This window comes from Streptomyces sp. NPDC056835, from assembly GCF_042789485.1.
GTDB lineage: Bacteria > Actinomycetota > Actinomycetes > Streptomycetales > Streptomycetaceae > Streptomyces.
In genome coordinates this window covers 142,268-161,240 of sequence record NZ_JBHUBB010000007.1, presented here as the reverse complement: position 1 = coordinate 161,240, position 18,973 = coordinate 142,268, and the positions used below count along the sequence as shown (strand labels likewise).

Genomic DNA, 18,973 nt, shown 5'->3' with positions numbered 1-18,973 from the left:
GGATGGGGTTCTGCCGGGCCAGAACGCATCTCTGGCCCGGCAGAATTGCATTCAGGTAGTGCCCGCGACTAGAGCTGCGTGGCCGGGGCCGAACCGCCGCCGCGACCGAGCTCAAAGGCGCCGATGACGGCGGAAGAGACCGCCACGCCGCCCAGGAACGCACCCGGGGTGGCAAGCACCGGGGTGGCGTCGGGGAATACCTTTCCCTCCGCCGGAATGTCCATCTCGTTCACTGCCTCGATGATGTTGTTCATGCTTTTCCTCCTACCAACAGTTCGATTTGGTGAATGAATGAGCGTTTCGGAACGTTTTCGGAGCGTTTTCGCGCGGGTGGTGTGAAACCACCGGCGAGATTGTTCAGCCGACAGCCTTGCCGAGGGCGTACGCGCCACCGACGAGGGTCGCGCCGCCGACGAACGCGCCGACGACCTTGGCGCCACCGATGGCGGCGAGGGCGGCGGCCGGGGTCGCCAGAACCGGGCCCTGCTCCGAGTTGGACTCGCCCTGGTCGATGGCGCCGAGGTCCAACTTCTCGTTGAAGTACGAGACGATCTCCACCATGAGGTGCTCCGCTTTCTGCTATGTGTTGGATGCACACGTTCCATGTGCCGACGCACGCACTGGATGCACGTGCGGAATACACACACTGAAATCCGGCCACAAATAAGGCCGATACCGGTCATTCTGTGGTTCTCGGTGCGTTATACGCGGGTAAACCTCCGCGACTGCGGCGGCGATCCCCCGTGCGGTGCGGTTGGATGAAAGCACCCGCGCCAACAAGGCCAGTATGACGTAGGTCACAGTGCCATTCGGAATGGGATCGTCCGTCTTCTGACATGTGTCACAAGTCGATATGACGTCCGTCATCAGAGGCCATGACAGTTCTCATCGGGGTGGGCGTCATTCATCGGGGACGATTTCGCCCATGGATGCCAATGGAGCAGAAAATGTGATCGAGGTCACAGACCTTTGGCGGCGATACGGGCCCGATGACAAGCGTGGCTTCGCCGCCGTTCGGGGCGTCAACTTCGCTGTTCCGAAGGGCGAAATCTTCGCGCTCCTCGGGACAAATGGAGCAGGAAAGACCTCTACGGTCGAACTGCTCGAAGGTCTCGCCCGCCCCACCGGTGGCAGTATTCGGCTGTTCGGCGCGCACGACCCCTTTTCCGACCGGAAGCACACCCGGCCGCGCACGGGCGTCATGCTCCAGCACGGCGGTTTCGCCACCGACCTCACCGTCGACGAGACGGTCCGAATGTGGGCGTCCGTCACCACCGACCCGCGCCCCGTCGCGGAGGCCACCGAGATGGTGGGGCTCGGGCACCGCGGCGACGTCACCGTCAAGAGCCTGTCGGGCGGCGAGAAGCGACGGCTCGATCTCGCCATGGCCACACTCGGCCGGCCCGATCTCCTCTTCCTGGACGAACCGACGACCGGAATGGACCCCGAGGGCCGTCACGACACCTGGCGGATCATCGAACAGCTCAACGACGACGGCGCCACCATCGTCCTGACCACGCACTACCTGGAAGAGGCCGAAGGACTCGCCGACCATCTGGCCATCATGCACCAGGGCGAGATCGCGGCATCCGGAACGGTGCCCGAGATCGTCGCGGCCCACCCCTCCACCCTCGCCTTCCGCCTCCCGCCGGGCCTCGGCACCGACGACCTCCCCTCCGCGGACGACCTGCGGGCCACCATCGCCGCCGGCAAGGACGGCCGGATGGAGCTGTCCACCGACGATCTCCAGCACACCACGACCGAAGTCCTGTTCTGGGCCCGCTACAAGGGCATCGACCTGAAGGAACTCGACGCCAGCTCCGCCTCCTTGGAGGAAGCGTTCCTGCGCGTCGCCCGTACCGCCACGAGGGGCACCGAATGAGTACCGCCGTCGCACACCTCACCGCGCTCAGCCGGGTCGAGCTGAGCCTCTTCGCCCGGAGCAAGACCAACCTGTTCAACGTGCTGGTCATCCCCGTACTGATCACCATGGGCACCACCACCTTCATGGACCAGTACGACCTGGCGGGCGCCGGTCTCGCCATGGGCCAGGTGATGATCTCCACCTCCGCGGGCATCGTCCTGGTCATGGCCCTGTACGCGCCCCTCACCGGCGTCTACGTGCTGCGCCGCGAGGACCATCTCCTCAAGCGGCTGCGCACCGGCGAGGTCAACGACACCGTCATCCTGGCCAGCCCGGCCGTCCCCATGATCGTCGTCGCCGTCCTCCAGTTCGCCCTGATCGCCGCGGCCGTCACGGTCATCGCCGGTCTCGGCGCGCCCGCCGCCCCGCATCTGGCGCTCCTCGGCATCGTGCTCGGCGCCCTCATGACCACCGCCGTGGCCGCGCTCACCACCGCCGTGGCCCGCACCGCGGAGAGCGCCCAGGGAGTCAGCACCATGGGCTTCCTCTTCCTCCTGCTGACCTCAGGAACCCTTATCCCCATGGGTGTTCTGCCGGACATTTTCGGAGACGTCCTCGGGTACTTCCCGCTCACCCCAGCCATCAGCCTGGTCCAGTCGGGCTGGACCGGAGAGGATGCGGGCCTGGGCTCCACACTCATCAAGGTCGTCACGATCGTCGCCTGGACCGCCCTGGCGACCTGGGGTGTACGGCGGTGGTTCCGTTGGGAGCCCAGAGACTGACCGCATGACCAACGGGGAAGAGGAAGCGAAATGGGGACCTCGCCGCACCAGACCAATGTGCACAAGGCCACGGTCTACACACGTTGGATGCTCTGTTCCATGCCCTGGCTCCTGCTCGCTTCCCTCCTCTGGCCGTTACTGGCCCAACTCCAGCGCGGCGGCGCGTCGACCTCGGCCGTCGGCCTGGCCGCGGCGCTGACGACCGTCCAGGGGATCGGCGCGACCACGGCCGTGGCCTACGGCATCGGACGACAGATCCTCCCGGTACCGCTGCTGCTGGGAATCGGAGTACTCACAGCGCTCCAACTCGCCCTGATGCCCTACCTGTACGACTCGGGATGGCTGACCGGAACGCAGTCGATCGCCACGCTGTCGGTCGTCCTGGCGCTGCCGCTCGCCTTCGCCCTGTCGCCCACGACCAATCTGCGGCTCTACGCGAGCACCGCGCTCGCCGAGACCGCCGCCGCCACGACCGTGAGTCTCTATCTCGACCCCCGGATGACCCTGCCCGTCCTCACCGTCACCGCGACGGGATGGGCGGTCATCGGCCTTCTCATGCACTCCTCCGTGTGGTTCCTGGCCGTCATGTGGCAGCTGGACGCGGCCCGGGAATCACAGGCCAGGCTGGTCGTGGCGGAGGAACGGCTCCGGTTCGCCCGCGATCTGCACGATGTGATCGGGCGGAACCTGTCCGTCATCGCGCTCAAGGGCGAACTGGCCGCCCGGCTCACCCAGCACCCCAAGGCGCAGGCGGAGATGGTCGAGGTGCAGCGCCTCGCGCGCGAACTGCACAAGGAGATCAGGGACGTCGTACGGAACTACCGCACCACCGACCTGGAAGCCGAACTCGACGGCGCCCGCGCGGTCCTGGAAGCGGCCGGCACGACCTGCGTCATCCACCACGCCCCGCCGGCGGGCGGCTTCGGGGAGAAGACCCAGATCGCGCTGGGATGGGTCGTCAGGGAGGCCGTCACCAACGTACTGCGGCACGCCCAGGCCACCCACTGCACCATCACCGTGGATCGCCGCGACGGCAAGGGAACCCAACTCCAGGTGACCAACGACGGTGCCACGTCCGACGACGATGCCGCGTCCGGCGACGGTCCATGCCAGGGGACCGGTCTGGACGGGCTGAGGCAGCGGCTCGCGCCACTCGGCGGCGACCTCTGCCACGGCTACGGGCCGAAGAACACCTATCGACTCACTGTGCGTATACCGAACGGGGAATCGTAATGATCCGGGTCCTCCTCGCCGATGACGAACACCTCATCCGCGGCGCGCTGGCCGCGCTGCTGACCTTCGAGCGCGACCTGGAGGTCGTCGCCGAAGCCTCGACCGGCCCCGAGGCCGTGGCCATGGCCCGCCACCACAAACCCGATGTCGCCGTTCTCGACCTCCAGATGCCGGGCAAGGACGGCATCACCGTCGCGGAAGATCTCAGCCGCAGCCTGCCCGGCTGTCAGACGCTTATCGTCACCAGCCACGGCCTGCCCGGTCATCTCAAGCGCGCGCTGGCCTCCGGAGTCCAGGGCTTCGTCTCGAAGACGGTGTCCGCGCAGGAACTCGCCTCGATCATCCGCAGCGTGCACGGCGGCAGCCGCTACATCGACTCCACCCTGGCCGCGGACGCCATCAGCGCCGGTGACTCGCCGCTGACCTCGCGGGAGGCCGATCTGCTCACGCTGGCCGCGGACGGCGCGCCGATAGAGGACATAGCGGAGCGGGCGGCGCTGGCACAGGGCACCGTACGCAACTACCTGTCGGCGGTGACCACCAAGCTGGGGGTGGAGAACCGGCACGCGGCGGCGTATCTGGCGCAGCGGCGGGGCTGGATCTGAGCGAGCGGTACGGGCCTTGCTGGACTTTGCCGGGTCCCACTTGGCCTTACTGGGCCTTGCTGAGCCTCGCTGGGCCTCGCTGACGGATCTACCCGCCTCCGTACGTCGGTTCGTACGGCGTACGGAGGCGGTCGCACATACGGGAGGCGGTCGCGCGCCGCTCGGGCACACGACCGCCGGGGAGTACCGGGCCGGGGCGCCTCAACTGGCGCCCATGACCACCCCGATCGTCGTCGTGGCGACCATCGCCGTCAGCGCGGTCTGCGCCGCGTCGATGATGCTCCGTACGGCGGGCGACGCCCACTGGCCCTGGGCGATCGCCGCCGTCCGCGACTCCACCGCGCGCGCGTCGCCGTCCGGGAACGCCAGCTTGTGCAGCTTCGCGCCGTGGAGCAGGGCCACCAGCCCAGCCGTACGGTCGTCGGGGGCCTCGCCCCGCAGCACCACCTCGTCAAGCCGCTCCCGTACCGACGCCTCGGCCGACCCGTCCGCCTCCGGATAGCGGCGCACGGGGAAGAGCCCAAGCACCTTCTTGGTCTCCTTGCGGACCAGGCCCTTCGCCACCAGACCGTCCGTCGCGCCGGACACCGCCGGCTTCTTCAGGTGATGCAGCCAGTCCTTGACCTTGCCCGGCTTGTCGTAACCGACGATGTCGGCGAGCGCGGCGTCGAGGCTGGGCACACCGAGCGGCGCGGGGTCACGGACGGAGACCACCTTCTCGGTCACCTCGATCCGCCCTGCCAGCGCGAGATCCACGAGGGACGCCGCCGCGATCGCCCAGGCGACCTTCTCCGGCTCCTTCTCGTAGCCCCATTTGTCGTCCAGCGAAAGCAGCAAGAGCTCTTCGCCCAGCGTCGTTTCCATATCTGTTGCCTCTCCGGGTGCCGTGGGGGGGTAAACACCATCAGCGTACGGTCCGGATCGCTCGTCGCTCCACCCCGGCCTGATCCGACAGCGATACACCGACCGTCGGGGTGTTGGACGCCTTCACGAGATAGTGCGGGCGCCGCTTCACCTCGTAATAGATGCGCCCGATGTATTCGCCGACGATCCCGATCATCGATATCTGCGCCCCGGCCAGTGCGGTGATGACCACCAGCAGCGTCGCGAATCCCGGGGTGTCGACGCCACGCGTCAGAACTCCGCCCACGATCCACACGGCGTACATGGCCGCGATCACCATCAGGGTGACACCGAGATGCACGGCGGCGCGCAGGGGCTTGTTGTTGAAGGAAAGCAGGCCGTCCAGACCGTAGTTGACGAGTTTGCCGAAGCTCCATTTACTGGTGCCTTCCTCGCGTACGGCGTTCTCGTAATTGAACGTCGTGCTGGGAAAGCCCACCCAAGCGAAGAGGCCCTTGGAGAATCGGTTGTACTCGGTAAGGGCCGTGACGGAGTCCGCCGCCCGGCGCGAGAGCAGCCGGAAATCCCCCACGCCGTCCACGATCTCCACGTCCATGAAGCGGTTGATGAGCCAGTAGTAGGCCCGCGCGGTGAGGGTCCTGCTGAACCGGTCCCCTTTCCGGGTGCGCCGGGCGATGACTTGGTCGTAGCCGTCGCGGTGCAGTTCCACCATGCGCGGAATGAGTTCCGGCGGATGCTGGAGGTCCGCGTCCATGATGACGATCGCGTCACCGGCGGCGTGTTCCAGACCGGCGAGCATCGCGGCTTCCTTGCCGAAGTTACGGCTGAAGGAGATATAGCGGACGCGCGGGTCCGTGTCGGCGAGTCGGCTGAGATGGAGCAGTGTTTTGTCGCTGCTGCCGTCGTCCACGAAGACGAATTCGAACGACGTGTCGAGGTCGGAGCCGTGGTCGAGCGCGGAGGTCTCTTCGGTGACGCGCTCGTGGAAACGGTCGATCACCGCTTCCTCGTTGAAGCATGGAACGACGATGGAAATCAGCATGGTTCCCCCTGATGGGTCTTTCGCCGCGAGGACCGTGTGTGCCGGGCCCGGTAGGCGATGAGGACGAGAAGGATGAGGAGAGAGGCACCTCCCACCCATGCGCCGATGCGCAGGCCCGGGGGCCGGAAGTCGCAGCGGACGGTGGTCGGGGCGGAGGAGCCTGCGAGCGGTACGGCGACGAGGCCGAGGTACGAGTCCGCGGGCCGCGGGGCGGAGTCGCCCGCGGCACATCGCCAGCCGGCGATACGCGGGACGGCGAGCACGGCGAACCCCTCCGCGTGCGCGGGGAGTTCGGCCGTCACGGTGTGGCCGGAGACGTGGACCTCAGTGGCTCCGGTGGTCTTGAGACGGTGCGTGGTCTCGCTCAGGCGGCCGGTGTCCAGGCAGCCGAGAGCGCCGTCCGGGACGGCGCCGCCCTTGTCGGGGCGGAGTTCGATCGTGACGCGCCCGGAGGGCGGGACGGTGCCGAGCGGCTGCATCGCGGCGATCTTGGTGACGCGGCGGTTGTCGGGGTGGGAGTCGGGTCGGGTGCCGGGTTGGGGGTCGGGTTGGGGGTCGGGCTGGAGATCGGCCAGGGGGTCGGCCTGGAACCGGCTCACGGTGGTGCGCGGCCCCCTGTCGGGAGCCGCGTCCGTCAGGCGCGCGGTGCCCGAGTAGTGCGGCGCCCACAGCTGCGCCTCACTGCCGGCCGGACAGGTCGCGCTGATGCGGGCGGCGGCACCGGGGCGCGTCGCGACGGGCCGGATCCGCGGCACCGTATAGACCCGGGCGCCGAGCAGCTTCTCCTGGTTGCGGAAGGCCGAGGCCCCGAACTCCGGTACGGGACCGGCGGGCCGGACGGTGACCAGCGGCGGCACCTCCCGCCGCGTGACCACCGGTGCGCCGCCCTCCCGCGGATTCCACTTCTGGTGCGGGTCGGGAGGAGAACTCACCCGGGCTCCCACGGAGAAGAGGACGTCCGTGACCGGGTTGTCCAGGCTCTGCACCGACCGTCCCCGCGAGGTCCAGCCGCCGCCGAGCGCCGTGAGCGTACGGCTGAGGACATCGGAGGTCAGGCTGCTGTAGTACTGGGCGCCCTGGCCGCCGACGAGCAACGGGTCGTTCGCGACGGTCTGTTCACGGCCCGGCTCGGTGCGGTGGCGCGGCCAGTCGTCCGCCCGCGCGATGGCATCGCTCTGGTCGCGCTGCCGCGCGCCCCAGGGCGCGTAGTCGTCCGCGTGCGCCAGCCTCAGCTTGTCGGCGAGGGCCGTGGTCGCTGCCGACTGGCCCAGTTGAACGGTGATCAGCAAGGCCGCGCAGAAGGCGACGACCGCCCGTGGACGGGACCGTCCGGCGGCCATGAGAGCGAGCACGACGGCCCCCGAGGCGGCGCCCACCAGCGCGATCGGGACCGACCACCGATTGACCAGGCCGCTGACACTCGCCCCGGCCACGACGAGCGCCAGCACTCCGCTCGCGGCCAGTAGCGGACGCGGGCCGGGAACCCCGTGGGCGAACGAGCACCACGCGGCGATCACCAGCAGCCCGCACAGGACGAACGCCTGCCGGTAGGCGCTCCCGTTGGGGGTGCTGAACGCGTTCCAGACCAGATGCGTGGGGCCCCACTGGAGCGACAGCGCCACCGCGACCACGAGCAGCGTCAGCACCAGGCGCACCCGTCGCGGCACCGCCGTGTTGAACGGCAGGGTGAGTGCGAGCAGCAGCGCCGCGGTGTTCACGTACAGGGACGGGCTCCCGAAGCTGTACGTGGCGGGCAGCAGCCGGGCGAGGACGTCGGTCCACGGGACCGCCGAGAACACGGTGTTCCGGCCCGGGTACGCGTGCAGCGTCCCGAAGTAGACGACGACGACCACCGGCGCGGCGAGCCCCATTCCCAGCGCGCTGGTCAGGGCGGCCCGCCGCAGCGCGACAAGACGCTCCCGGACGGAGTACGAGTCGGCCGACAACAGCCGGGCGAGGAGCAGGAGTCCGGCTCCGAGCGTGGCCATGTACGCGGTGTAGAAGTTGGCGGTCCAGACGACCGCGACCACCAGCACACCGAGCACGTGGCGACGGCCGGCCGTCGCCCACTCACCCACCAGGCAGAGCAGCGGGAAGGCGATCAGGCCGTCCAGCCACATCGTGTTGTACACGGCGTCCGCCAGGGCCCACCCGCACAGGGCGTACGAGCCGCCCAGCGCCCCCGCGACCCACCAGCGCCCGGGACGCAGCCGGAGCAGCAGCCAGGCCATCGCGGCACCGGCCGCGGCCAGTTTCGCGACGGTGATCACATAGACCGCGAGATCGATCTCGTCCCGTGGGAAGAGCGCGACCAGCGGGGCGAAGGGGCTGGTGAGGTACGTACCGAGGTCGGGCAGCAGGCTGGAGCCGAAGCCGGAGCGCCAGTTGACGAACAGATCGCCGTCGGCCCTGCCGTGCAGCAGGTCCCACAGATAGGCGTGGTACGGGACGTACTGGTTGCCCAGATCGTTCACGGCACGGGTCCGTGGCCCGAACGGAAAGACACGCGCGAGCGCGTCACCGGCGCACAGCGCCGTGGCGGTGATCAGGGCGGCGAGACACGCGGCGCGGCCGATAGGTTTCACACTGAGATCTGTCCCCGGAACCCGCCGCGTTGCGGTGATGTAGAGCACATTTAGGGCGCGTGGAGGGCACATTCGGACGTCAACACCGCGCCCGCGCGGCCACGCGTCCGGGAGTCCGCGGCCGATCCGCTGTCGGAATTCCCTGACGAGGGGTCATAATGGGACGCGTAGCCCTTCGCGCATCCCCCGTCGCGAAGGGCTACGCCTATTCGCCGCGGCCGGATTCACCTGCGCCGCAGCGGAATTGACCGCCCGTGACTCGCACGGGCAGGGGACTCCCCTCGTGGCCCCCTGCCCATGTTTTTTCGAGTTAACAGCGACGTAAAGTGGTTGTGCAAGCCAGTTCCGACCCTGGGGCGTCCTCATCGGGGCCGGTTACGGTACGAGCCCGTTGACCGAAATCGGGGGCCAGGATGGACAACGATGTCAACGCCGTCGGCGCCGAAGTCGGCGACGGCGACGGCGAGGAGCGCGCGCCGGAACTGCGGACGCTGCGTCAGAAGGTCGAGTACATGATGGAGAAGACCTTCCCAGGGCAGACGATCTCGGGGCGGGTCTTCGCGGACCTGGTCAAGGAGCGCGGCGGCTCCCTTTCCCACAGCTACTTCTCCAACATCCTCGCCGGGAAGGTCACCCAGCCGTCGGAGGAGATCCTGCGGGCCCTCGGGCTGGGTTTCGGTGTGGACTGGCGCTTCTTCAAGGAGAAGTCCCAGGTCATCGACGACGTCGTGGCCGGACTCCGGTTCCTCGCGAAGAGCCGTACGGGCGAGATCAGCGGAATCGCGGCGCGCGCTCCGGACTGCGACGGACTACCCCCGGAACTGCTGCAAGTCGCGTTGTCGCTGCTGGAGGACACCAATGGGGGACGGAGGGGGAATGGCAGGGGCACGGGTGACGGGAGTACGAACGCGAAACCGGACCCGAAAGCCGAGCCGGAACGGCAGTAAAGGCGTGCGCACCACCACCACCGCGGACCGCGCCGTCACCACGGCCCGCACCGTCACGGACATCTTCCAGCCCCGTAACGTCCTGCTGTTCGGCATGCTCGCCATCGGCCTCGCCGCCGCGGGGGATTGGACCGGTCTGCCCTGGGGCCTGCTCGCCGCCCTGTGCGCCGGACTGATACCCGCCGGCTATATCGAATGGGAACGCAAGCGGGGTACGTGGGACGACCGCCACGTTGTCGACCGTACGAAACGCGCGCCGATCTTCTTCGTCATCCTCGGCTCGATCGGCACCGGCTCCGTCATCATGGTGCTCGGCAGGGCCCCGACGGGCATCCTCATCACGATGCTCGCCCTCTGGGCGATGACGGTCCTGCTCCTGGCCGTGAACACCGTATGGAAGATCTCGGTCGACTCGGCGGTCGCCTCGGCCGTCGTGGCACTGCTCGCCGCGGCCCACTCCCCCTGGTGGCTGCTCGGGTACGCCATGACCACCGCGGTGTGCTGGTCCCGCGTAGCCCTGAAGTTCCACACCCTCGCCCAGACAATCGCCGGAGCGACCCTGGGCGCGGCGACGGCGACGGCGTTCTTGCTGGCGTGAGAACCGAGGCCCCCCCGCCCCGCCCCGCCCCGCCCAGTAGCATCTGAATCGGGGAGCGCTCCACGCTTTCCCTGGAAGGGTGGTCATGGGAGCCAGCGAGCGGAAACCGGCGGCGAAAGCGGCGCCGCTGCGGCGCGATGCTCAGCGCAATCGGGAGTTGCTGATCGCCTCCGCGCGGGATGTGTTCGCCGAGCAGGGGCTCGACGCGTCGCTGGACGAGATCGCTCGGCGTGCCGGCGTCGGTAACGCCACTCTGTACCGGCACTTCCCCGACCGGGCCGCACTCATCGAGGCCGTCTTCCACAAGTCCCTCGGTGAGACGCAGCGCGCCGGTGAGGAGGCGCGGCTGAGCGACGATGCCTGGGCCGGGCTCACGACGTATCTCTCGTCGATCTTCGCGGGGCTGGCCGCCGACCGCGGGGCCAATGACCTGATGACCACCGGCGTACGGGGCGTGCCCTCGCTGGAAGCCCTCCATGCCGAGAACCGGGAGACGGTCGGCCTCCTCCTGGCGCGCGCCCAGCGGCAAGGGGTGATGCGTCACGACATCACCACCGAGGACCTGCTCTTCAGTCTGGCCGCGCTCGGCCGCGCCGTGCCCGCCCTGACCACCACGGCCCCCGATGCCTGGCGGCGCTATCTCGCCCTTCTCCTCGACGGCCTGCGCGCGGGACCCGCCGTACCCGCCGTACCGCTTCCCGCACCGCCCCTCACCCTCGATGAACTCGGCAGTGTCCTCCACGACTTGGGTCCGCACCGCGCCCGCTAGGCCCTGTCCGGTCGGACAGGACCTAGGCCCTGTCTTCAAAGTCCCGCCTGCTCGGCGACGCCCGGCACGCACGCTCGCGGCGTTGTCGGGATCACCCCAGTACATCCAGTACTGGGGCGACCCTCCGCCTTGCGATCGCACGCACCGGCCGCCTCCGAGCCCGCCCTCCGGGCGGACGGCGCTACTTTGAAGACAGGACCTAGGCCGTGGCTCGGAAGTGGGATCACGCTAGGGTGCCTCGGTGACAGAGACCCAACGACGCCGCGACGTAGGCCCTCCCGGCACGGACTCCGGCGAGAAGTCGACCCTGCTCGCGTTCTTGAACTACGTCCGCGAGGCAGTGGCCGCCAAGGCGCGGGGTCTTGAGGACGGCCGGGGGCGAACGCCTGGAGTCCCCTCCGGCACCAGCGTCCGGTTCCGTCGGCAGGTGACGCGGTTCATCGTCCACTTCTGACGCTCGGCCTAGGACGGTACGGAAGGGACGGACGGGACGGAAGGGACGGGCGGGACGGAAGGGGCCGGGCTGTCCGTCGCGTACTGGGCCGCCTGGATCCGGTACAGGCCGCGGAAGACCTTCGGGCCCTCGACCTCGTCCGACAGCAGCTCCGAGAAGGTGCCGCTCTCCACGACCCGCCCCCGGTCCAGGACATGGATCAGATCCGCCGCCCGTACCGAGCCGAGCCGGTGCGTGATCAGGATGACCGTCTGGCCCGAGTCGGCGAGGCTGCGGATCTGCTCGAAGAGCTGCTGCTCGGCCTTGGCGTCGAGCGCCGAGGTCGGCTCGTCGACGATGAGGATCTGTCCGGCGCGGTAGTGGGCGCGGCCGAGACCGATCCGCTGCCACTGCCCGCCGGACAGCTGGTGGCCGCCCTTGTACCCACGGGCCAGCAGCGTCTTCCAGCCGCGCGGCAGCTCGGCTATCAGCTCCTCGGCGCCCGCGTACCGTACGGCCGCGTCCAGCCGCTCCCGGCTCACCGGCACCTCGGGCCGTCCGATGCTGACGTTCACCGTGGCGGTGAAGGGCCACCGGTAGAAGTCCTGGCCCACCACCGCGACCCGCGAGACCAGTTCCCGCCGGTCCGCCTCCGCCGCGTCGACCCCGTCCCACAGGATGCGGCCGGAGTCCGGTCGGTAGAGCCCGCACAACAGCTTGACCAGGGTGGACTTGCCGCTGCCGTTCTCCCCCACCAGCGCGACGATCCGGCCGGCGGGGATGGTGAGACTGGCGCCGTCGAGCGCGCGCTTGTTGTCCTTGCCCCGGTAGGTGAAGACGACGTCCTCGAAGGTGATCGTCTCCGGCTTCTCGGGCAGCGGAAGCCCGCCGACCGGTATCGCGCGCTCGACGGCCTCCTCGCACAGCCGGTGCAGATCCCCGACGAACAGGCTCTCCTCGTGCAGGTAGTTCACCTGGAGCACCAGATTCTCCAGGCTGGAGGAGCCGGTGCGGATGGCCAGTACGGCGGTGCCGCCGACGGAGAGCGCCATCGCTCCGGTCCACAGCAGCCCGCCGAGCGTGGCGTACGCGGCGCCCGCCGCCAGCCCGGTCCATCCGGCGGCGATCAGCCCCGTACGGGCTGCGAGCCGGGCGAGCCTGCGCTGCTCCGCCTCCTGCGACCGCGACATCTCGCGGAAGTGATGCAGCAGGAACGGTCCGACGTTGTGGACCCGAATCTCCGGCGCCGCGTCGGTGGAGATCAGCAGATGGCTGATCAGACTCCCGGCCCGTGAGTGCTGCACCCACACCTGGAACGAGACGTAACGGCGCCGAGCCATCGACAGGGCGGCCCAGGCGCTGGGCAGTGTCATCGCGATGAGCAGCGGGAGCAGTACGGGGTGCAGTACGGCGAGAACGCCGGCGGCGGCGATCAGCGACATCAGGGCGTTGAGGACGTTCTGGCAGTACTGCACCATCCGCCGGGCCGAACCGGCGCCGTACTGGGCGCTGTCGAGGAGCTTGTGGAATTCGTCGTCCTCGACCGCTTCCAGCTCGACATTGGCGGTATGTGACAAGTACCGCTCGGTGGCGACCCGTTCGACCTTCGGTTCCAACTGTCCCGTACCGGCGGTGGACAGGGCCCGCAGCACCGCGCCGGCCAGCGCGGTCCCGCCGGCGACAGCCAGCGCCGGGCCCGCGTGGGTGAGCCGCTCGGCGGTGGTGCCGTCGCTCAGGAGATGTCCGAGGACGCGGTTCACGGCGATCAGCCCGACCGCCTGGCTGATCCCCCGGCCGATCTCCGCGCAGGTCACCAGGCGCAGGGCGGCCCTGTCCGCCTCCCACGCCAAGCGGGCCGTCGTACCGACCAGTCGCGGCAGCCGCGTGATCATGGACCGTAGGTTGAGCTGGAGGAAGGCGTCGTCATGCTTGTTCCAGCCCATGTCGTACCGCAGCGGCCCGCCGAACAGCATCTCCTCGGACTCGGACGACTCCACGCGCTCCGTCTCGCTGGTGACCTCCTCCGTCTCGCTGGTGACCTCACTGGTGGTACGGGGTTTCCGTCGCGATGCCATGGCTGTTCGATGCCCAGGTCGAAGGGCGCTCACGGCAGCGAACCCGGCGTGAACGGAGCACACCCGGCGCACACTCCCGGGCCCGCGCGCCGGACACCGTTTCCGGGCCGGTGGCCGGTGGCCGGTGTCAGTCCTCGGTGATCTCGCCCCGCACCACGACCACCGGGCACTTCGCGTGCTGCGTGACATGCAGGCTCACCGACCCGAGCAGGGCCGCCTTGAAGCCGCTGTACCCACGGTCGCCCACCACAAGGAGGGAGGCCCCCTCCGAGCTGTCCAGCAGGACCTGCGCGGCGGGGCCGGCGACGACGCGGCGTTCGACCACGGCCGCGACGTCCGCCTCCAGCGTCTTGTCCACCGCCTCGTCCAGGATCTGCCAGGCCAGCTGCTCCGGTTCGAACTCCGGCGGCATTCCGGGCAGCATGCCCGCCCAGCCGGTGGCCGGGTACTCCCAGCCGATCACCGCGCCCACCTCGTCACCGGTCAGCTTCGCCTGCCGTACGGCCCAGCGCAGCGCCTTCAGTGAGGGCTCCGAGCCGTCGACGCCGACCACGATGGTGCCGCTCATGACGTTCCTCCCGCGGATTGATTTTTCGCTTTTGATCCGATTTCCCCCAGGGGGCAAACCTACTCAAGGCTCGCGAGAAGGTGCTCGAAGGGCACCACCTCGTCTACCTCGTCCCCCTCATCCAGATCGTCCCTCTCACCCACATCTCGGCCCTTCTGCCCCCTCGCGCCGGTCTCGGGCGTCAGCCCCCGCAACAGCCGGGCGAACTCGCCACCGGCGCGGTCGATCCGGGCCGGCAGCCCGCCCGCGTACGCGTCGGCGCCCGCGCCCCAGTCGTCGGTCGCCGCGAAGACGGCCGTCGGCAGGGTGAGCGCGTGCAGATACGAGAACAGCGGGCGCATCGCGTGCTCCACCACGAGCGAGTGGCGCGCGGTGCCGCCGGTGGCGGCGAGCAGTACGGGCGTTCCGGTGAGCGCGTCCGGCTCGATCAGGTCGAAGAACGACTTGAACAGTCCGCTGTACGAGCCCGCGAAGACCGGGCTCACGACGATGAGCCCGTCCGCCCCGGTCACCGCCTCCAGCGCCGCGCTCAGCGCGCCCGCCGGAAAGCCGGTGACCAGGTGGTTCGCTATCTCGACGGCCAGATCGCGCAGTTCGACGATCTCGACCTCGGCCTTCCGGTCCTCGGCGGCCAGTTCACGGCTGGTCGCCTCCGCCAGCCGGTCCGCCAGCAGCCGGGTGGAGGACGGCTTGCTCAGCCCGGCCGATACGGCGACGAGCCGCAATGGCTCCCTGCCGCTCGTCCGCGTCGCGGTGCTGGTCCGCGTCGCGGTGCTCGTACGCGTCGCGGTGCTCGTACGCGTCGCGGTGCTCGTACGCTCCATCGTCAGACCTCCTCCTTCACCTTCACCGACGTGGCGGCGGCCGGGTGGACAGGACCGTCCGGGACCCCGGCCGGTCGCAGGGCCGCGAACTCCTTGCGCAGTACGGGTACGACCTCCTCGCCCAGCAGGTCCAGCTGTTCGAGCACGGTCTTCAGCGGCAACCCCGCGTGGTCCATCAGGAACAGCTGGCGCTGGTAGTCGCCGAAGGCGTCACGGAAGGCCAGGGTCTTCTCGATGACCTCCTGCGGGCTGCCCACGACCAGCGGCGTCTGCTCCGTGAAGTCCTCCAGGGATGGCCCGTGCCCGTAGACCGGCGCGTTGTCGAAGTACGGGCGGAATTCCCGTACCGCGTCCTGCGAGTTCTTCCGTATGAACGCCTGGCCGCCCAGACCGACGATGGCCTGCTCCGGGGTGCCGTGCCCGTAGTGCGCGTACCGCTTCCGGTAGAGCCGGATCAGCTTCTGGAAGTGCTCCTTGGGCCAGAAGATGTTGTTCGCGAAGAAGCCGTCCCCGTAGTAGGCGGCCTGCTCGGCGATCTCGGGGGAACGGATCGAGCCGTGCCAGACGAACGGCGGGGTGCCGTCCAGCGGCCGGGGCGTCGAGGTGAAGCCCTGGAGCGGCGTACGGAACTTGCCTTCCCAGTCGACGACGTCCTCGCGCCACAACTTGTGGAGCAGGGCGTACTTCTCGATGGCGAGCGGGATGCCCTGACGGATGTCCTCACCGAACCACGGATAGACCGGCCCGGTGTTGCCGCGCCCCATCATCAGATCGACGCGCCCGTCGGCCAGGTGCTGGAGCATCGCGAAGTCCTCCGCGATCTTCACCGGGTCGTTGGTGGTGATCAGTGTGGTGGACGTCGACAGGATCAGCCGCTCGGTGGTGGCCGCGATGTAGCCGAGCATCGTGGTGGGCGACGAGGGTACGAAGGGCGGGTTGTGGTGCTCGCCGGTGGCGAAGACATCCAGCCCGACTTCCTCGGCCTTCCGCGCGATGGCGACCATCGCCTTGATCCGCTCGTGCTCGGTCGGCGTACGTCCGGTGGTCGGGTCGGGCGTGACATCGCCGACGGTGAAGATCCCGAACTGCATCGCGCTCACCTCTCGCCTTTCGAAGGATCGTATTAGTTGAAGCTTCAACTGAAGCCTACAGCGGCACACCCCCGATCCCTATTCCGCCCCCGCCCCCGCCCCCAGCGCGCTCGCGACCGCGATCAATGGCGACTGTCCGACAACGCCCCCACCAGTCGTCACTGTGAGTGCTTACATGCTGTTGGGAAGAAGAGAGCGTAGCCCCGTTCGGGTTCGCTGAGAGAGGCTGAGAGAGGCGGTAGTCGTGGGAGAACATCGCAAGCCGGATCCTGACCCAAGCCAGGGAAAGCCACCACCTGGCAACTCGGACGGGAAGGTGCCCGACCAGCCTCCGCCCAGCGGCACGCGCAGAAAGTAGCCCGTGGCAGAACTCATCGAACTCCGGCGCCGTCTCGCGTCCACCATGGCCGCGCGAGGCGACTGGCCTGCGGATTCTCCGTGGGTCCGGCAGGCCGTCGAGGATCTGCCGCGGCATCGCTTCGCTCCGGACCGGGTGTGGTCCTGGGACGGGTCACGCTATGTCCCGGCGGATCGCACCACCGACCCCGCGCGCTGGGCAGAACTCGTCTACCCGGGGCCGGACGAGCCGACGATCACGCACATCACGGACGGGCTCGCGACCTCCAGCCTGTCGTGCCAGTCGATCGTGGTGGACATGCTCGACTCACTCATGGTGGAACCGGGCCACCGGGTGCTGGAGCTGGGCACAGGGGCCGGCTGGAATGCCGCGCTTCTGGCGGCGCGGGCAGGGGCGGGTGCGGTGACCAGCGTGGAGGTCGATGCTCAGCTCGCGGCTGTGGCGCGCGGGCGCCTCGACTCGGTGGGCGCTGGGGTCACCGTGGAGGTCGGCGACGGTGGCCACGGTCGGCCCGGAGGCGCGCCGTACGACCGCCTCATGGCGACATACGCGGTCGATGAGGTGCCCTGGGCATGGGTGGAGCAGACACGGCCGGGCGGCCGCATCGTCACCCCCTGGGGCAGGCTGGGCCATGTGGCACTCACCGTGGCCGCCGACGGTCGCTCGGCCACCGGCTGGGTGCAGGGCCTGGCCATGTTTATGCCGAGTCGTGGCATTGACCAGGGCCTGCCCTGGCATGAGGTCCGCGGTGATACCGCGTTGAAGACGGAAGGACCCTTCCCCCGGGACTTGCCGCCCTTGCGTGCCTACTCGGGTCTCCTGTTCGCTCTTCGCGTCATGCTTCCCGATGTGCGGATCACCACGGAGAACGACCAGGGCGTGACCGCATGGCTGCACGACGGCCGTTCTTCCTGGGCCACGCTCGTCGCGACGACAGAAGGCCACGCCGTGGCGTATCAGGGCGGCCCCCGCCGCCTGGCCGACGAGGTCGACCGGGCGTGGCAGACCTGGCAGAGCGCCGGGGCACCGGATCTGTACGACTTCGGCATGACCCGCACCCCGGATCAGCAGTACATCTGGAGCGGCGACAAGGACACCGGGCCGCGCTGGGAAACCGCCCTCCGATGAGTCTGTCTTCGCGACGCACGCCCTGGCCGGGTTCATCCGGCTGCTTTTCTACGTCGGCGAGCACGCCCCGAAATGAGCCTGCTCAGCCGGTGAAGGCCGTGGCTGCTCCCGCCTGTGCCGCCAGTGCCGTCGGTGTCGCCAGCGCCGTCGGTGTCGCCAGCGCCGTCGGTGTCGCCAGCGCCGTCGGTGTCGGCGGTGTCGCCTGTGCCGTCGATGTCGGCGGCTCGGGTGGGTTCGGTGGATTCGGTCCGGGGCGCGTTCGGGGGCTCCCACAGGGAGCGGCCGAAGCTGTAGGTGGCGATGCGATTCCTGTGCTGGCCGTTCACCAGGTGGATCACCATGACGCCCACGACGATCAGGCCCAGGATCACGACGACACTGATCCAGTTGCTCATCTTGCCCTCGCCTCCTCCCGGCATGAGCGGGATTCGCGGCTTTCCCAGCGTACTCCGGAAGATGTGCGGAACCTCGGACTCGGTATTCCCGTGGTGGTCCTCCCCCTGCGACGATGAACACCGGTGTACCGGCCGGGGGGAGTACAGATGGCAGAAGTGTTCATTCGGCGCCTGAGCCGGTGGCAGGCCGAACAGCAGCGGGAAGCCGTCGCCGATGTGCACGTCGAGGCGTACCCCCGTGTCCATGGCGAGGAGTTCCCCGACCGCCAGGAGTTTCTGGCCACCTTCGCCGAGGATGTGCAGCGGCCCGGGTTCGACATGGTGGTGGCCAGTGGGGGGAACAAGCCGGCGGCGTACGCGTACGGGTTCGTCCTGGACCGGGCCGGGGAGTGGTGGCGCGCGCTGAGCGGCGAGGTGCCGTGGGACTGCGACATCGAGGAACTGACCGTTTCCGGTCAGGTCTTCGCCCTCGCCGGGCTGATGGTCCTGCCGGCGAACCGGCGGGAAGGTGTGGCCACGCGGCTGGTCGAGCAGCTGCTGATCCGGACGGACGCGGCGCTGGTGGCCGCGCGGGTCGACCCCGCGAACGAGGCCGCGGTGGGGGCGCTCCGGTCCTGGGGCTGGACGAGGCTGGGCGCGGTCGCGCCGCCGGTCTCCATGTCGGATGCCTCGTCGGACGGTAGGGCGGCGACCGTACCGTTCACCGCCGTGTCCGTGCCCGTGGTCGGATCCGGCACGGATACGGACATCTGGAGCCGCGCACTGACGTCGTAATCGAGTCAAATATTCATAAAGGTTTAATGCGAGACATA

The 18,973-nt window shown here is 69.0% G+C and carries 21 protein-coding genes; 11 read left to right on the top strand and 10 right to left on the bottom strand.

The window, feature by feature from the left end:
• Positions 1 to 68 precede the first annotated feature (68 nt).
• On the bottom strand, positions 69 to 254 hold the full coding sequence (locus ACFRMN_RS10290) for a hypothetical protein (protein WP_030350807.1): 186 nt from the start codon (positions 252 to 254) through the stop codon (positions 69 to 71).
• 103 nt (positions 255 to 357) lie between these two features.
• Entirely contained in the window at positions 358 to 561 is a 204-nt protein-coding gene (locus ACFRMN_RS10285) for a hypothetical protein (RefSeq protein ID WP_351394280.1), read from the bottom strand.
• A 364-nt stretch (positions 562 to 925) separates the two neighbouring features.
• Between ACFRMN_RS10285 and ACFRMN_RS10280 the strand changes: the two genes are divergently transcribed.
• From ACFRMN_RS10280 to ACFRMN_RS10265, 4 genes are read left to right on the top strand one after another with little or no spacing between them, the layout of a single operon-like run.
• Positions 926 to 1,882 (top strand): ABC transporter ATP-binding protein, encoded by a 957-nt coding sequence (locus ACFRMN_RS10280; RefSeq protein ID WP_383016228.1) that lies wholly within the window; start codon positions 926 to 928, stop codon positions 1,880 to 1,882.
• Entirely contained in the window at positions 1,879 to 2,646 is a 768-nt protein-coding gene (locus ACFRMN_RS10275; protein WP_383016225.1) for an ABC transporter permease, read from the top strand. The genes ACFRMN_RS10280 and ACFRMN_RS10275 overlap by 4 nt, the downstream gene beginning before the upstream one ends.
• Positions 2,647 to 2,676: 30 nt before the next feature.
• Positions 2,677 to 3,879 carry a sensor histidine kinase gene (locus ACFRMN_RS10270; protein WP_383016222.1) on the top strand — a complete coding sequence of 401 codons (1,203 nt, stop codon included), beginning with the start codon at positions 2,677 to 2,679 and terminating at the stop codon, positions 3,877 to 3,879.
• Entirely contained in the window at positions 3,879 to 4,484 is a 606-nt protein-coding gene (locus ACFRMN_RS10265; RefSeq protein WP_383016219.1) for a response regulator, read from the top strand. Before ACFRMN_RS10270 ends, ACFRMN_RS10265 begins: the two co-directional genes overlap by 1 nt.
• 201 nt (positions 4,485 to 4,685) lie before the next feature.
• Here the strand turns inward: ACFRMN_RS10265 and ACFRMN_RS10260 are convergent, their stop codons facing one another.
• Genes ACFRMN_RS10260 through ACFRMN_RS10250 form a run of 3 tightly spaced genes read right to left on the bottom strand, consistent with a single transcriptional unit; the run spans position 4,686 to position 8,975 of the window.
• Entirely contained in the window at positions 4,686 to 5,348 is a 663-nt protein-coding gene (locus tag ACFRMN_RS10260; RefSeq protein WP_383016217.1) for a GPP34 family phosphoprotein, read from the bottom strand.
• Between the two features lie 40 nt (positions 5,349 to 5,388).
• On the bottom strand, positions 5,389 to 6,390 hold the full coding sequence (locus ACFRMN_RS10255) for a glycosyltransferase family 2 protein (RefSeq protein ID WP_383016214.1): 1,002 nt from the start codon (positions 6,388 to 6,390) through the stop codon (positions 5,389 to 5,391).
• A complete protein-coding gene (locus ACFRMN_RS10250; protein ID WP_383016211.1) occupies positions 6,384 to 8,975 on the bottom strand; it encodes a YfhO family protein in 2,592 nt (863 codons plus the stop codon). The genes ACFRMN_RS10255 and ACFRMN_RS10250 overlap by 7 nt, the downstream gene beginning before the upstream one ends.
• Positions 8,976 to 9,388: 413 nt before the next feature.
• On the opposite strand from ACFRMN_RS10250, the gene ACFRMN_RS10245 reads away from it, so the two are divergent.
• The 4 genes from ACFRMN_RS10245 to ACFRMN_RS10230 all read left to right on the top strand — a co-directional run bounded on the left by ACFRMN_RS10245 (position 9,389) and on the right by ACFRMN_RS10230 (position 11,743).
• On the top strand, positions 9,389 to 9,922 hold the full coding sequence (locus tag ACFRMN_RS10245) for a hypothetical protein (RefSeq protein ID WP_383016208.1): 534 nt from the start codon (positions 9,389 to 9,391) through the stop codon (positions 9,920 to 9,922).
• Between the two features lie 4 nt (positions 9,923 to 9,926).
• Positions 9,927 to 10,520, top strand: coding sequence for a hypothetical protein (locus ACFRMN_RS10240; protein WP_383016206.1), 594 nt, complete (start codon positions 9,927 to 9,929; stop codon positions 10,518 to 10,520).
• 85 nt (positions 10,521 to 10,605) lie between these two features.
• Positions 10,606 to 11,289: a TetR/AcrR family transcriptional regulator gene (locus ACFRMN_RS10235; protein WP_383016203.1), complete on the top strand. Its 684-nt coding sequence runs from the start codon at positions 10,606 to 10,608 to the stop codon at positions 11,287 to 11,289.
• A 241-nt stretch (positions 11,290 to 11,530) separates the two neighbouring features.
• Positions 11,531 to 11,743 carry a hypothetical protein gene (locus ACFRMN_RS10230; RefSeq protein ID WP_383016200.1) on the top strand — a complete coding sequence of 71 codons (213 nt, stop codon included), beginning with the start codon at positions 11,531 to 11,533 and terminating at the stop codon, positions 11,741 to 11,743.
• 8 nt (positions 11,744 to 11,751) lie between these two features.
• On the opposite strand, the gene ACFRMN_RS10225 is transcribed toward ACFRMN_RS10230, so the two are convergent.
• The 4 genes from ACFRMN_RS10225 to ACFRMN_RS10210 form a co-directional block, all read right to left on the bottom strand.
• Complete coding sequence (locus ACFRMN_RS10225; protein WP_383016560.1) at positions 11,752 to 13,695, bottom strand: ABC transporter ATP-binding protein; 1,944 nt, start codon at positions 13,693 to 13,695, stop codon at positions 11,752 to 11,754.
• Positions 13,696 to 13,924: 229 nt separating this feature from the next.
• Positions 13,925 to 14,365 carry a universal stress protein gene (locus ACFRMN_RS10220; protein WP_383016197.1) on the bottom strand — a complete coding sequence of 147 codons (441 nt, stop codon included), beginning with the start codon at positions 14,363 to 14,365 and terminating at the stop codon, positions 13,925 to 13,927.
• Positions 14,366 to 14,424: 59 nt separating this feature from the next.
• Positions 14,425 to 15,189: an FMN reductase gene (locus ACFRMN_RS10215; protein WP_383016194.1), complete on the bottom strand. Its 765-nt coding sequence runs from the start codon at positions 15,187 to 15,189 to the stop codon at positions 14,425 to 14,427.
• A 2-nt stretch (positions 15,190 to 15,191) separates the two neighbouring features.
• The gene (locus ACFRMN_RS10210; RefSeq protein ID WP_383016191.1) at positions 15,192 to 16,280 is read right to left on the bottom strand and encodes an LLM class flavin-dependent oxidoreductase; all 1,089 of its coding nucleotides are present in this window, start codon (positions 16,278 to 16,280) and stop codon (positions 15,192 to 15,194) included.
• A 361-nt stretch (positions 16,281 to 16,641) separates the two neighbouring features.
• Here ACFRMN_RS10210 and ACFRMN_RS10205 point away from each other — a divergent pair, with 361 nt between their 5' ends.
• Together ACFRMN_RS10205 and ACFRMN_RS10200 are read left to right on the top strand one after the other, a co-directional pair.
• A complete protein-coding gene (locus ACFRMN_RS10205; RefSeq protein WP_383016189.1) occupies positions 16,642 to 17,766 on the top strand; it encodes a methyltransferase domain-containing protein in 1,125 nt (374 codons plus the stop codon).
• Positions 17,702 to 17,842 carry a DUF6126 family protein gene (locus ACFRMN_RS10200; protein WP_383016557.1) on the top strand — a complete coding sequence of 47 codons (141 nt, stop codon included), beginning with the start codon at positions 17,702 to 17,704 and terminating at the stop codon, positions 17,840 to 17,842. The genes ACFRMN_RS10205 and ACFRMN_RS10200 overlap by 65 nt, the downstream gene beginning before the upstream one ends.
• Here the strand turns inward: ACFRMN_RS10200 and ACFRMN_RS10195 are convergent.
• Positions 17,799 to 18,161: a hypothetical protein gene (locus ACFRMN_RS10195; RefSeq protein WP_383016186.1), complete on the bottom strand. Its 363-nt coding sequence runs from the start codon at positions 18,159 to 18,161 to the stop codon at positions 17,799 to 17,801. The two genes, ACFRMN_RS10200 and ACFRMN_RS10195, sit on opposite strands and share 44 nt — an antisense overlap.
• A 147-nt stretch (positions 18,162 to 18,308) precedes the next feature.
• Here ACFRMN_RS10195 and ACFRMN_RS10190 point away from each other — a divergent pair, with 147 nt between their 5' ends.
• The gene (locus ACFRMN_RS10190; protein ID WP_383016183.1) at positions 18,309 to 18,935 is read left to right on the top strand and encodes a GNAT family N-acetyltransferase; all 627 of its coding nucleotides are present in this window, start codon (positions 18,309 to 18,311) and stop codon (positions 18,933 to 18,935) included.
• Positions 18,936 to 18,973 lie beyond the last annotated feature (38 nt).

Bases quoted from the DNA above. Each gene is read 5' to 3' on its own strand.
- ACFRMN_RS10290 (WP_030350807.1), bottom strand. From the start codon at position 254: ATGAACAACATCATCGAGGCAGTGAACGAGATGGACATTCCGGCGGAG.
- ACFRMN_RS10285 (WP_351394280.1), bottom strand. From the start codon at position 561: ATGGTGGAGATCGTCTCGTACTTCAACGAGAAGTTGGACCTCGGCGCC.
- ACFRMN_RS10280 (WP_383016228.1), top strand. From the start codon at position 926: ATGGATGCCAATGGAGCAGAAAATGTGATCGAGGTCACAGACCTTTGG.
- ACFRMN_RS10275 (WP_383016225.1), top strand. From the start codon at position 1,879: ATGAGTACCGCCGTCGCACACCTCACCGCGCTCAGCCGGGTCGAGCTG.
- ACFRMN_RS10270 (WP_383016222.1), top strand. From the start codon at position 2,677: ATGGGGACCTCGCCGCACCAGACCAATGTGCACAAGGCCACGGTCTAC.
- ACFRMN_RS10265 (WP_383016219.1), top strand. From the start codon at position 3,879: ATGATCCGGGTCCTCCTCGCCGATGACGAACACCTCATCCGCGGCGCG.
- ACFRMN_RS10260 (WP_383016217.1), bottom strand. From the start codon at position 5,348: ATGGAAACGACGCTGGGCGAAGAGCTCTTGCTGCTTTCGCTGGACGAC.
- ACFRMN_RS10255 (WP_383016214.1), bottom strand. From the start codon at position 6,390: ATGCTGATTTCCATCGTCGTTCCATGCTTCAACGAGGAAGCGGTGATC.
- ACFRMN_RS10245 (WP_383016208.1), top strand. From the start codon at position 9,389: ATGGACAACGATGTCAACGCCGTCGGCGCCGAAGTCGGCGACGGCGAC.
- ACFRMN_RS10235 (WP_383016203.1), top strand. From the start codon at position 10,606: ATGGGAGCCAGCGAGCGGAAACCGGCGGCGAAAGCGGCGCCGCTGCGG.
- ACFRMN_RS10225 (WP_383016560.1), bottom strand. From the start codon at position 13,695: ATGCTGTTCGGCGGGCCGCTGCGGTACGACATGGGCTGGAACAAGCAT.
- ACFRMN_RS10220 (WP_383016197.1), bottom strand. From the start codon at position 14,365: ATGAGCGGCACCATCGTGGTCGGCGTCGACGGCTCGGAGCCCTCACTG.
- ACFRMN_RS10215 (WP_383016194.1), bottom strand. From the start codon at position 15,189: ATGGAGCGTACGAGCACCGCGACGCGTACGAGCACCGCGACGCGTACG.
- ACFRMN_RS10210 (WP_383016191.1), bottom strand. From the start codon at position 16,280: ATGCAGTTCGGGATCTTCACCGTCGGCGATGTCACGCCCGACCCGACC.
- ACFRMN_RS10195 (WP_383016186.1), bottom strand. From the start codon at position 18,161: ATGAGCAACTGGATCAGTGTCGTCGTGATCCTGGGCCTGATCGTCGTG.
- ACFRMN_RS10190 (WP_383016183.1), top strand. From the start codon at position 18,309: ATGGCAGAAGTGTTCATTCGGCGCCTGAGCCGGTGGCAGGCCGAACAG.